The sequence below is a fragment of the Microcoleus harperi Pol14_C6 genome (assembly GCF_036701295.1).
GTDB lineage: Bacteria > Cyanobacteriota > Cyanobacteriia > Cyanobacteriales > Microcoleaceae > Microcoleus.
Window position 1 is genome coordinate 1 of sequence record NZ_JAUBQN010000048.1, and the last position, 11982, is coordinate 11982.

Annotated in this window: 12 protein-coding genes and 1 pseudogene; 3 read left to right on the plus strand and 10 right to left on the minus strand. The window is 48.0% G+C overall.

Going from position 1 to position 11982, the window contains the following annotated elements; translation table 11 throughout:
- Positions 1–82: 82 nt before the first annotated feature.
- The 7 genes from QUA27_RS23815 to QUA27_RS23845 form a co-directional block, all read right to left on the minus strand.
- The gene (locus QUA27_RS23815) at positions 83–631 is read right to left on the minus strand and encodes a GNAT family N-acetyltransferase (RefSeq protein WP_333071085.1); all 549 of its coding nucleotides are present in this window, start codon (positions 629–631) and stop codon (positions 83–85) included.
- Positions 632–793: 162 nt separating this feature from the next.
- On the minus strand, positions 794–1135 hold the full coding sequence (locus tag QUA27_RS23820) for a hypothetical protein (RefSeq protein WP_333071088.1): 342 nt from the start codon (positions 1133–1135) through the stop codon (positions 794–796).
- Positions 1135–1494: a hypothetical protein gene (locus QUA27_RS23825; protein WP_333071090.1), complete on the minus strand. Its 360-nt coding sequence runs from the start codon at positions 1492–1494 to the stop codon at positions 1135–1137. The genes QUA27_RS23820 and QUA27_RS23825 overlap by 1 nt, the downstream gene beginning before the upstream one ends.
- Before the next feature lies 1 nt (position 1495).
- Positions 1496–2710, minus strand: coding sequence for an NRAMP family divalent metal transporter (locus QUA27_RS23830; protein WP_333071091.1), 1215 nt, complete (start codon positions 2708–2710; stop codon positions 1496–1498).
- Positions 2707–3102 carry a hypothetical protein gene (locus QUA27_RS23835; protein WP_333071093.1) on the minus strand — a complete coding sequence of 132 codons (396 nt, stop codon included), beginning with the start codon at positions 3100–3102 and terminating at the stop codon, positions 2707–2709. Before QUA27_RS23835 ends, QUA27_RS23830 begins: the two co-directional genes overlap by 4 nt.
- 163 nt (positions 3103–3265) lie before the next feature.
- Positions 3266–4060, minus strand: coding sequence for an SDR family NAD(P)-dependent oxidoreductase (locus QUA27_RS23840; protein ID WP_333071096.1), 795 nt, complete (start codon positions 4058–4060; stop codon positions 3266–3268).
- A 194-nt stretch (positions 4061–4254) separates the two neighbouring features.
- Positions 4255–5367, minus strand: coding sequence for an RNA-guided endonuclease InsQ/TnpB family protein (locus QUA27_RS23845; RefSeq protein ID WP_333071097.1), 1113 nt, complete (start codon positions 5365–5367; stop codon positions 4255–4257).
- Positions 5368–5395: 28 nt separating this feature from the next.
- Between QUA27_RS23845 and QUA27_RS23850 the strand changes: the two are divergent.
- Positions 5396–5452 (plus strand): annotated as a pseudogene (locus QUA27_RS23850) (hypothetical protein); the annotation flags it as partial.
- A 45-nt stretch (positions 5453–5497) separates the two neighbouring features.
- Here QUA27_RS23850 and QUA27_RS23855 read toward each other — a convergent pair.
- On the minus strand, positions 5498–5629 hold the full coding sequence (locus QUA27_RS23855; RefSeq protein ID WP_333071146.1) for a hypothetical protein: 132 nt from the start codon (positions 5627–5629) through the stop codon (positions 5498–5500).
- A 55-nt stretch (positions 5630–5684) separates the two neighbouring features.
- On the opposite strand from QUA27_RS23855, the gene cax reads away from it, so the two are divergent.
- A complete protein-coding gene (gene cax / locus QUA27_RS23860; RefSeq protein WP_333071099.1) occupies positions 5685–6806 on the plus strand; it encodes a calcium/proton exchanger in 1122 nt (373 codons plus the stop codon).
- Positions 6807–7919: 1113 nt separating this feature from the next.
- A complete protein-coding gene (locus QUA27_RS23865) occupies positions 7920–9989 on the plus strand; it encodes a protein kinase domain-containing protein (RefSeq protein WP_333071101.1) in 2070 nt (689 codons plus the stop codon).
- Between the two features lie 98 nt (positions 9990–10087).
- Here QUA27_RS23865 and QUA27_RS23870 read toward each other — a convergent pair whose 3' ends face one another.
- Both QUA27_RS23870 and QUA27_RS23875 read right to left on the minus strand, forming a co-directional pair.
- On the minus strand, positions 10088–10654 hold the full coding sequence (locus QUA27_RS23870) for a GUN4 domain-containing protein (RefSeq protein WP_333071103.1): 567 nt from the start codon (positions 10652–10654) through the stop codon (positions 10088–10090).
- Between the two features lie 304 nt (positions 10655–10958).
- A partial coding sequence (locus QUA27_RS23875) for a calcium-binding protein (protein WP_333071105.1) occupies positions 10959–11982 on the minus strand: 1024 nt, incomplete at its 5' end.

The window sequence follows — 11982 nt, forward strand, 5'->3', positions numbered from 1 at the left end:
AATCAGTTGACGTGCCATAACTAATGACCTCTAAACAGTATCTTTATTCTATGCAACTTCATATAAAATTGGTATTACTCATTTATGGGCTGCGCGCCAAGCTCTTAAACATACGCACAACCGGGAGCAACTGACTGTTTGGGAGAGGAATTTCAAACCGCTCGATCGCCTGATAGTCAAATTTTGTGTAAAATGGCTCTCCCGCTAGCGTCGCGATCGTCTCAACTTCCTTAAATCCAGCACGCTCAGCAGCCTGTTCGCATACTTGGATAATCAGACTTCCAATTCCTTGACGCGCCCGTGCTGGATCGACAAATAATGCACGAATCTTTGCCGAGTCGCTGTCTGGGTTGAGCAGGCTGTCTTCTCGATTATTTTTGCCTGAATCACCTCCATAAAGCGTTTTACGCTTACTCCAACCACCGCAACCAACAATTTGGTGATTGTTCTCAGCAACAAAGTATGTTTGGTCTAGAATCAGTTGAGTATCAACCCCAAAAACTAGGTCCAGGTCACCTTCAATCTGCTCTGAACTATAGTAGCCTGCTTGCAAAGCTCTAGCAGAATCAGGAATTAAAGTTGTCAGCTTAGGAATGTCTTCTAAGGAAGCTAATCGAATACAAAAATCCATTGAACCGATTGCGTCATATCAAATACGTTAGCATCGGAATTATTCATCTCTCTGTTCTCGAACTCTGCGTTCTCTGCGTACTCTGTGGTTTAATCATTCCAATTGCAGGCTGAACCTCAAATCGATCGCCAAGGCCTCCACAGTGACCGTAAAAATTTATGGCTAATGGGCATCTTTTTCTAACTGTTGGGAAATCTCTTTGAGCGTATCGATCGTGCAAATTAAGCGGGGATGCTCTGGATCTAATAAATCGAGTTGCTCCCAGGGAATACGATATCCCTTATGTAGATTGCGGGCACCCATAAGATGCAGCAAACCTGCGCCTAAATTCCAGGCAGACAAACGCTCCACGATCGCCGGTATGCCCACCAGATATTCTACAATTACCCAATCGTCGCCTTGCTGCTGGGCCCGCACCTCTTCAATGCGTCCAACGCGATTGCCCGTTGAATCAAATACGCATTTACCCAGCAGCAGTTCTAAGTGTAGTTCGCGACTTGCCATCAACTTCCTCCTGGAATGTGTTTAATCACGCGATCGCGCAGCCAAACTTCGTAGGCTAATGCGGGAGTTTGTTCGGCATCGAGATCCACTTCCACATCAATGCCGATGTTTCGCACCTTCGACCAAGCAATGCGAAACGGTTCGGTGTGTTTAGCGCCCCACTTGCTAGCAATCGCCGCAACCCAACGCGAGCAACGGGGATGAACTCGATGCGCTAAGGTGGTGACTCCTGTTTCAAGATACGCCAGTCGCGGTGGCTGTCCCTCTACGAGTTCTACAACAATGCCATCGACCTTGCCCATCTTGCGTTGGTTGCGATCGACAATCTGATTATCTAGGACATCTCGAATTACATCCATATCAACCTCCAAGCACTTCTAATGGAATGGCGACGATCGCTAGCACAAAAGTCAGAACAAGTGTGAAAATGGTGATACTGTTACTGATCCAGCCGTTGCAATGGTCGCCCACATACGAGCGATCGTTCATCAACACCAAGAACGGGATAATCGTCAGCGGTAAAATTACGGCAGTCAATGCCATTGAAAATAAAGTTAGTTGCAACGGATCGATACCCACCACCATCAGCAGTGATGCCAGAAATACAAACACTGTGTAAACAAAGCTGAAACGGGCTGCCTCTTTGGGATGCAAACTTTCACCCCAGTTCCAACCAAAGGCTTGCGCCACAATATAAGCCGTGTCTAAGCTAACTTCCAAAGCCGCTCCAAAACAAGCAACGCCCAGCGATGCAGCAAACAGCACAAATCCCCAATATCCGAAAGGTTGGGTCAACATCAAAGCTGCTTGTTCGTAGCTGTCTACTTGAATTCCTCGCGGGTGCAATACCTGTGCCGCCACAATCAGCACTCCCAGCGAGACGATGCTACCAAACCCCATGCCTAGCCCAGCAACTGCACGATTTACACCGAGATGCGATCGATCCCATTTATCTTCAACCGCACCAGAGGAGTAGAAGTAAAACAAATAGGGACTAATTAATGCGCCGAGGATGCTGACAGCAATAAACAGATAATGGGCGGTGTCTTGTTGGGGTATAGTTGGCAAAATTCCTTCAGCAACCGCAGGTAATGCTGGACGAAGCTTGAAGGTTGCCACCACAAACGCCAGTGTAATCAGTCCTAGGAAGGAAACGCCGTTTTCAATCAAGCCAAAAGTGCCCTTCCAAAGCAACAGCCAGATTGCAAAGGCAACGGGTAGCGCCCACCATTGAAAGCTAATGCCTGTTACGAGTTGTAGCGCAATGCAGACGCCGCCAATTTCAGCACCCAGCACTAAAAAATCGACGATGACCTCAGCAATCAACGGGAATATAAAGAAATTGAAGCCCAATCGTTCGCGAACGGCATCTGCTAAAGTGTGTTTGCTGACTGCCGCGAGGCGACCTGACATTTCGACTAAAGCGATGACACAAATCGTGCCTAGAACGATCGTCCAAATCAACTGAAACTCGAAGCTAGAGCCTGCTTCTGCGGCTGTGGCGATCGCTCCGACATCTAGGAAGCCACCAATACTGGTGACAATACCCAAGGCAATTTCCCGAATCTTGTTCACGACCCCTCTCCCTGCGCTTTGAGCAATGTTTCAAGCTGCTGTTGTTCAGTTGCAAGCTGCACTAGAGGTGTGGCGATCTCCGCTTTGCGGTGCTGCTTGACAGCCGCTGTCATCTGCTGAAGCGTTTGCTGTAACTGGTATATCTGTCTGGGCAAAGTAGGAGAGTCAGTCAAATCTTTGGTTTCCTTGGCAATTTCCTGCTGGGTCTTTTCCAAGGTCTGTTGAGCGTAGAGGTCGGGAATGCTACCCTGTTGCCAAGTCTCTCCCACCATACGAGCGGTCGCTGTCCAAGATTGAACCGTTTTCAGCGTTTTGACCAGCTTATCGTGGGAGGACGACTGACTGCAGCCAGCTAGCACCAGCAGCAGACTGGCGAGTAAAGCTTTTTTCATGGGTGGCGATCGACTCCTCTAAGCAGTTTTACTAATATTTTCCTGGTTCAAATCGGCACTTAACAGCATCCTTAGAGAGATTTATCTCTTGAGGAAGGTTGGCCTCAGTCCTAGAAAAGAGGGTGTTCTTAACTGATTTACGATCGCCATCTTACAAATCGGGCTAAACGAGCGATCGCACAACACCGCCATCCACTCGCAAAGCAGCCCCGTTAATAGCAGATGATACCGGACTTGCAATAAATGCGACAAGTGCAGCCACCTCCGAAGTCTCCGCAAAACGCTGAATCAGCGAAGAAGGGCGAGTCTTTTCAAAGAACTCTTTCTCCACTTGTTCGCGAGTCACCTTTTGGTTTTCTGCCAATCCTTGAACGAAATCTTCTACTCCTTCCGATCGCGTCGGCCCCGGCAGCACAGAATTAACAGTCACGTTGGTGCCAACAGTAGTCTCTGCCAAACCGCGCGCGAGGGAAAGCTGCGCCGTTTTCGTAACTCCGTAGTGAATCATTTCTGCTGGAATGTTGAGCCCCGATTCGCTAGAAATGAAAATAATCCGGCCCCAATTTTTTGTCAGCATTAATGGCAAATATTGTCGAGCCAGCCGCACCCCGCTCATGACGTTTACTTCCAGAATATTCATCCATTCGCGATCGGAAATATCCTCAAATGCTTTAGCGCCATAAATTCCTAAATTGTTTACCAAAATGTCAACTTCCGGGACTTGGTGAAATAATTCGCCGGCTCCCGTTGCCGTTCCCAAATCGGCAGCGACACCTTGAAGTTTGGCATCGGGAGCAATTTCTTGGATTTGGTCGATCGCCCTTTTTACCCGCTCTTGAGTCCGTCCGTTAACGATGACAGTTGCACCTTCTTTGGCGAGTTCTGTAGCAATTGCCAACCCGATTCCGGCAGTTGAGCCGCTTACCAGTGAAATTTTACCCGAGAGTTTTAGTTCCATTTTTGTTGTTCTCTAAGAGGTATTTTAGTCGGCCGAGGCGGACTTTGTTTGTGGAGCAGCGGGATTCTCTTGGGTGGTTTAAAAGTGAAATTTTAACCAGGCGTTGACATCACACAGTCCTTGACATACTCCCAGGCGTGAACGCACGGGGATTCTAGGTTCAAACAGCGATTGCAAGCCGAGCTTGTCTGACATCACCTAACCCGGCAGTAGATGCCAAGAAAAACAAGCAAGTTATTCTTAGCGGCGTTTTCATCGCGCCCATTAACGGAATGACAGTTCGGACACCGCCATTCTCTAACCGATAGCTCTAGACTTTCAAGGACGTGTCCACAGTTGTTGCAGCTTTTACTAGAGGGATACCACTGGTCTATGTAGACCAATAACTTGCCCTTCTTTTTGGCAATCCATTCAAGGATTTGCAAGAATTCCCTGAGTGCCAAATCGTTAATCTTTCTGCCCCAGAGTCGCTGCATTCCTTTCAGGTTCAACGTCTCAAAACAGAGAACATCGAATTTATCTGTTAGTTCATGCGCCAACTTCCAGAACCAATCACTTCGACGGTTAGCAATGTCCTCGTGTTTACGGGCTAAATTCTTCCTTGCTCGTTCTCGATTGGCCCAACCCTTTTGCTTCCTAGAGAGATGCTTACTGGCTTTACGAATGGCGTTGAGGGATTGCTTGAAGAATTGGGGTGACTCAATCTTGGAACCGTCAGAGCAAGTGAGAAACGTCTTTATGCCAAAATCAAAGCCAGCGATCTTACTCGTCTCGGATTTAATTTCTGGCTCGTCAACGCTATCAACAACCACAACCATGAATAGCTCTCCTAGTGGAGTGCGCTTAATGGTTAAGGTCTTGATCGTTCCTTCGACCTCCCTAGAGTTCCAATATTTATAGACCTTATTGCCAATCTTGATCCGATTGCCGCCAATAAAATTATAGCCAGCTTGCTTGAGCGTGAAGGATTTGTATTTTCTAACCTTCTTGAATCCTGGGGGTCTAACTCCTTTTTTGTGATGCTTGAAAAATAGCTGATAAGCTTTCTCAATCCGTTGACAGATATCCTGCACAGCCTGAGAGCCTACCGATTGCCAGAAGGGGTTACGCTTCCGCAGCTTGGCAATGTGAGCCTGAAGTTGGGCGCAGTTGAGATGTTTTTTGAACATCCGATAATACCTGCGATGCAGTCCAATACAGTGATTGTAGATCACCCCAGCGGCGTTGATTGACCGCTTGATAAACCTATTTCGCTTGTGGTTGTACAGCTTAAACTTCAGTGTCTTCATGCGACAATTGTATATCATCTAGATATACAAGTCACTGAATAAAAGCGTGTTTTTTCGGCTAACCGACGAAGAGTTTGAAAACCTTGAGAAGTATTGCCAGCAAACTCAAAGATCTAAATCAGACCTGCTCAGAGAGTTAATTAGATCGCTAAAGGTTAAAAAGTCGCCCGCTTATGGGCGAGGCTTTAAACCCAAATTTTCGGTAACGAATCGCGATCGCCCCCCAGCGGGCGATCGTCCCCCAGCTTTGAAGCACCCCCAATTCCCTAACCCAACCCATTTTTAAAATTTTCCCGCAGGTTATGATTGACGGTTGGCAGCTTTTGAGAATTTAAATGCTAAACACAAATACAATAATTTCCAGTCTGCTGTTATTTATCCCGGTTTCCATCGCCGGACACTTTCTCGGCTGGGAATCCTCCACAATCTTCATCACCTCGGCTTTAGCAATCGTCCCTCTAGCCGCCTGGATGGGGACGGCCACCGAAGAAATCGCCGTTGTCCTCGGCGCCAACTTGGGGGGTTTGCTGAACGCTACCTTCGGAAATGCCACGGAACTAATTATCGGCATCGTCGCCCTCAACGCCGGACTGATAGATGTTGTCAAGGCGAGCATTACGGGTTCAATTATGAGCAACCTGCTGCTGGTGATGGGATTTGCGATGCTGCTGGGTGGCTTGCGCTACAAAGAACAAGAATTTCAGCCGATAGTCGCCCGGTTGAACGCTTCAGCGATGAACTTAGCCGTGATTGCCATTTTGGTGCCGACGGCAGTTAATGCCACCTCTGCGGGCATCCCTGCAGAAACTATGCAGAACCTCTCTAGCGCTGTTGCTATAGTCCTGATTGTCGTCTACGTGCTGACGCTGCTGTTTTCGATGAAAACCCACAGTTATCTGTACGATGTAGGGGTGGCAGAAATAGAAATGCTCGAAGAATTAGCCGAAAGTAACTTAGCACCAGACAGTCCTGACCACAAAGTCAATCTGCCGCTGTGGATTTCGGTGCTATTGGCCTGTACCCTGATGGTAGCTGTCGAGTCGGAACTGCTGGTGGGTAGTCTAGAAGAAGCTACGGCGCGTTTGGGGCTGACATCACTGTTTACCGGGGTCATTTTAGTGCCGATTATTGGCAATGCGGCCGAACATACGACGGCGGTGACGGTGGCGATGAAAAATAAAATGGATTTGTCGGTTTCTGTGGCCGTGGGTTCGAGTTTGCAAATTGCTTTGTTTGTTGCCCCAGTGTTGGTTTTGGCAGGTTTTGTCTTGGGCAAACCGATGGACTTGAACTTCAACCCGTTTGAACTTGTAGCGGTTGCGGTGTCGGTGCTCATCGCCAATTCTATCAGTTCTGACGGCAACTCTAACTGGCTCGAAGGTACTTTGCTGTTGGCAGCTTATACGGTTTTGGCGCTGGCGTTCTACTTCCATCCGGTAATTGAGGGACTTGTTTAAAACGCTTTCTTCTGCTGAAGGAAGAGGGAAGAGGGAAGAAGGAAGAAGGCAGATTTTTTCACTCCCTCACTCCCCCACTCCCCTACTCTCACTTCTTTCTTCGAGAGTGGTGGTTGCGATCGTACAATTGAAATGTAGCTGCTCTCTCGTTATTAGTTCTGGTGTGTTTGTACATTATGTGCTCTCATCAGGGATTTGTGACCTCGATCGGCTATGACAAACAACAAAAGCTTTGGCCTCAACCCGATCGTTAGATCGCAGTGCCCCCGGTTATAAAAAAACACGGGATGCTGAAGTCAAGCGAGACTAAAACCTCCCTTGACTTCAGAGACGCTGCAAGATTTAAATTAAGGGTACTCATGAGTATTTTACTGGGTGTGCTACGATCGTCATAAGTTAAAAATTGAGTCTAACTAGACAAAGGAAAACCTCGTACTCTTATTTTTGAGTACGTCGTCCCACAAACACGGTGTTGCCGTCTACGAAAACTCGTATTTGAACAAAAACCGAACTAGATAAAGAGGACTAATCAAATACGGTATGCCATACCAGAATTAACGATTTTAGAGAAGACACCTCTACTTTGGCTTGAGTAATCTTGTCAAGGCAAGTAACGCAAGCTGAATCAGAAATCTCACTCACCAAGAGTACACAGAGGTTAATCTAATTGCTTAATGCTTGATTAAACTTCCTGGGAGCTACTTATGACAAGCATATTGACAGAGGCGCAGTTTTGTGCAACATTCTCAGAATAATGCCCCAAATCTGCAGGAAAAATTTTCTGGAAGAGTAAACGACGGTCGATTTAAAACTGACCAGCCTATAAAAGGTCGAACGGGATACCACGATTCGTTAAATTGGTTGAAAATAATGGTTAAACAATGGCTAAAAGCTTCCACAATAATAAATAGTTGTAGAGACTTCAAAAATAGGGTGCTGCTCCACCCGAATTTACGCCTGTGGACAAGTAAGAGCCGACTCTCTTGGCAGAAGCAGGAATCAGACCCTCTAGAAAACACTTCTAGTTGAATGGTAAAGCTTAGATAAGTTTAGCCAAGTTTTGTAGAGCAGTGTCAAAGTACAACTTGATAGAGCAACCTCAATCAGGGTTATGTGGCTTCTGTGAGTTATTGCCTCAATCCCAAATGCCCGAATCCCTCCGATCCAGCCAACTCTGGCAAATCCGTGTGTATCCACTGCGGGTCTGAACTTTTGTTGCAAGGTCGATATCGGTTAGTCGCGCCTCTCGGAGGCGGCGGCTTTGGCAGAACATTTGAAGTGGACGACAACGGCGCTCGAAGAGTGCTCAAAGTCCTGCTCAAAGAACATCCCAAAGCTGTAGAACTGTTTAAGCAAGAAGCCGACGTGTTGGTCAGGCTAAGACATCCAGGTATTCCAAAAGTCGATCGCGACGGTTATTTTACATTTACGCCAGCTCACAGCACAGAGTCTTTTCACTGTCTGGTGATGGAGAAAATTGCTGGGGCCAATTTGCAAGACTGGCTGAAACATCGGGGCCGCCCCATCAGTCAAGAACAAGCTGTGAACTGGCTCAAACAACTTTCGGAAATTTTAGACCAAGTTCACCGCCTCAACTATTTCCATCGGGATATCAAGCCGCACAATATTATGTGCAAGCCAAACGGGCAGTTAGTGCTGATTGACTTCGGGACTGCTCGGGAAGTGTCGGCGACTTATTTCGCTAAGGTGGGCCAGGGGCAAAATGTGACTGGTATTGTTTCCCCGGGCTACACGCCGCCGGAACAAACTAATGGCAAGGCGGTTCCGCAGTCAGATTTTTTTGCTCTGGGGCGCACTTTTGTTTATTTGCTGACTGGAAAGCCGCCGACTGCGTTTCCAGAGAACCCGCGCACGGGCAGATTAATGTGGCGCAAAGGAGCTCCTCAGGTTTCCGACGCCGTGGCTAATGTAATCGATTATCTGATGGCGCCTTTTCCGGGAAATCGACCTCAAAGTCCGCAGATGGTTTTGCAGTGCTTGGAGGAAATTAATCTCGATGGCGCGGAAAGCCAGTTGCCGACTCAGTTGCCGACGACGGGGCAAACTAAACTTCGCGCAACTTCCGGGGAGGCTGGGGCGAAGAAGCAAACTTCTGTAAACCGCCTCAGACCTCTGAATTCGGGATTGAACAAGACCGAGAAAGATGTTTTTGATTGGAAAAAGAAGTTGCTGGCGGGCACGGCTGTTTTGATGGTGAGTATTGGCGCGTCTCAAATTTACGGTTCGCTGCGTTACGGGGTGTTTCCGGCAAACCCGGTGTGGCTGCTTTCTACTTTACCTAGCACTCATTTTTTGCAAAGAAGTTTGGATAATGTCGGGAGTGTAAATGCGATCGCCCTGTCGCCTGACGGTCAAACTTTGGTGAGCGCAAGCTTTGGGACGATTAGAATTTGGAAAGTGAGGACGGGACGCCTGGTGCAGACTCTCTATTCGGTGCATTCTAAAAAATCGGTCAACACGCTGGCGGTGAGCCCGAACAGCTCGATTTTGGCCAGCGGCGGCGGCGACAATAATGTGATTCTCTGGGATTTAAAGACGGGGCGACGGATGCGGACGATTCCCGCTCACAAAGCCGCCGTCAACGCGATCGCTTTTAGCAGGGACGGTCAAACTCTGGCTAGCGGCAGCGATGACAAAACTATTCGCTTGTGGAATGTCAGAACCGGCAGCAGGTTGCGGACTTTGAGCGGCCACGCCGGAGGAGTAAACGCGATCGCTTTGAGCCGGGACGGTCAAACTCTCGCTAGCGGCAGCGATGACAAGACTCTGCGTTTGTGGAATCTCGGTACCGGAGAAGTCAGAAGAATTATCACTGGTCACGGGGGCCCGGTTACTGCTGTGGCTTTTAGTCCGAACGGGCAAATTGTGGCTAGTGCTAGCACCGACAATACGATCCGTTTGTCGAACGTGCAAGACGGGAAGCGCACCCGCACTTTTAAAGGGCATTCGACCTGGGTGAGGACGATCGCCTTTAGCCCGGACAGTCGCACTTTGATCGGCGGCGGCGGAGATATTATAGTTTGGGATTTGAAGACGGGAAAAGAAAGAAGCACTCTTTCTGGTCACACTCAGTTTGTGAGTTCTGTTGCTATTTTCAGAGATAGCAAGACTTTTGTGAGCGGCAGTCCCGATCGCACTATTAAGATTTGGCAAATGCCATAGTCCTACTATTTTAGATTTTAGATTGAAGAGTCGAGGCGATCGAGAAATCCCATCCCGACTCCGACGTGGAAGTCTGGGCATTGCCCGCCCTAAAACTGTTACTTGCCGCAATTGGCAAAAGTAGAAAACAGGTTAAATTCTGTAACTCTCCACGCTTGCCATGTCTGCGCGCCCGCAAAAAGACTGTACCTAGTTATGCTTTTATCGCTGTCAACATAACTTTGCCAACTTAATGAAGCAACAGTTGGATACTGGGCTGGAAACTCCCCTGGTATAGGACTTACTTGGGAGCTCATGTTCCATCCTACTTGCTTGCTAAATTCTTGGATTTGACCTTCACAAGTTCGACAGCTAGAACCGCCCACTTTCTGCCAAATCTCTAACTGCGGAGTCAATCCATATTTTCCGTTGCTCGATTGCATCCACATCTGATCGATCGCGCGGAGGTTCGGACAAGACAGATTGGCGGAGTTGTTGCGGATCGGAGAGACTGTTTCTCGATCGGCTTCGTACCATTTTTTGGCTTCTAATAAGGATTGAAGTTTGCTGAATTCGCTGGTACTTTCTTGTGACTGAGCGGTAACTGCTGGTTGCAAAACTGCAATAAATGTGCCTATTAATGCGAGTGATTGTTTGCCAAGTTTAATCTGGACTTCACCCTGCAAATATACTTACATAGGCTCAAAAGCCTATCATTGCAAAAGTTTCCATTGTTGAGTAAAATTTCTGTAGCCATGTAGGTTATTCACGCCTGCAAGCTTACGCCAATTATATTGAATCTATTGCGTTCTGCGCGATCGCCAAAACGGCTATTGCTTTAACTTGGGTAGAGTTTTTTCACTCAACAATTGAAACCTAATAATTGGTAAATGTTTTAGATCTTTTATTACATTTGTACGGGGGAAGTCCAGTTTAATCATGTTCCCTCAGTAAAAGTGATTGAAAAAGTAATCAGTTTACCATCTATCTTTAGACAGAGATAAAATCTTCAGAGGCGATGAGATTGGGAGCAACGCCTGTCAAAAAAGCTAAAACTTCACCGCTGCTGGCTACTCTAATTAATGTGCCGTTAGTTCCAGGGGAAATTGATAGCTGTCCGAAAGTCAAGCCATTGATTAATTGAATGGTATCTTGAGAGTTGGCGAAATCAGAGATGGTATCAACTCCCAATCGGGCACCTAAAACAAATACATCGTTGCCCACGCCGCCGACAAGATTATCGTTGCCCAAACCGCCGTTGAGAGTATCAAAACCTTTGCCCCCAGACAGGTTATCGCTGCCGTCGCCACCATTGATGATATCGTTGCCCCGCAAACCAGTCACAACGTCATCGCCTGCCAAACCGTTGATGGTGTCGTTGCCGGGAGTGCCTGTCAGGTTGTCGTTGCCGTCCGTGCCGTTGATGGCGTTTGGAGAGTTATTGATGCCGCCTGGAGTGTTGCCGATGTCAGCAACGAATACGTCTGGGCCGTTGTTGGTATCTCCCGACACGAGATTGGCGGTCAAAGATGAAAACGCCACTTTCTGCCCGTTGGCCGAGATAGAGGGGCCATTGGAGAAGTTGTTCCCCTGATTGCCTGCTGAGTCAACAAAGGGGCGGGTGGTAGTATTGGTTAACAAGTCCCGCACGAAGATGTCGGTTTGATTGTTAGTATCCCCCGGCACTATGTTGGAGGCATCAGATAAAAACGCCACAAACCGCCCGTCGCCTGAGATGGAGGGAGAGAAGGAGTTGATGTTCCCCGGATTGCCTGCTGAGTCTACAGAGACGCGGGTGGTGGTATTGGTTAACAAGTCCCGCACGAAGATGTCTCCGGTATTGTTAGTATCCCCCGGCACTATGTTGGAGGCATCAGATGAAAACGCCACAAACCGCCCGTCGGCTGAGATGGAGGGAGAGAAAAAGTAGCCGTTCGCCTGATTGCCTGCTGAGTCTACAGAGACGCGGGTGGTGGTATTGGTGGACAAGTCGCGCACGAAGATGTCGTCGTTA

Excerpts from the sequence above, each read along its gene's own strand:
- QUA27_RS23815 (WP_333071085.1), bottom strand. The coding sequence starts at position 631 with ATGGATTTTTGTATTCGATTAGCTTCCTTAGAAGACATTCCTAAGCTG.
- QUA27_RS23820 (WP_333071088.1), bottom strand. The coding sequence starts at position 1,135 with ATGGCAAGTCGCGAACTACACTTAGAACTGCTGCTGGGTAAATGCGTA.
- QUA27_RS23825 (WP_333071090.1), bottom strand. The coding sequence starts at position 1,494 with ATGGATGTAATTCGAGATGTCCTAGATAATCAGATTGTCGATCGCAAC.
- QUA27_RS23835 (WP_333071093.1), bottom strand. The coding sequence starts at position 3,102 with ATGAAAAAAGCTTTACTCGCCAGTCTGCTGCTGGTGCTAGCTGGCTGC.
- QUA27_RS23840 (WP_333071096.1), bottom strand. The coding sequence starts at position 4,060 with ATGGAACTAAAACTCTCGGGTAAAATTTCACTGGTAAGCGGCTCAACT.
- QUA27_RS23845 (WP_333071097.1), bottom strand. The coding sequence starts at position 5,367 with ATGATATACAATTGTCGCATGAAGACACTGAAGTTTAAGCTGTACAAC.
- QUA27_RS23855 (WP_333071146.1), bottom strand. The coding sequence starts at position 5,629 with ATGGGTTGGGTTAGGGAATTGGGGGTGCTTCAAAGCTGGGGGACGATC.
- cax (WP_333071099.1), top strand. The coding sequence starts at position 5,685 with ATGCTAAACACAAATACAATAATTTCCAGTCTGCTGTTATTTATCCCG.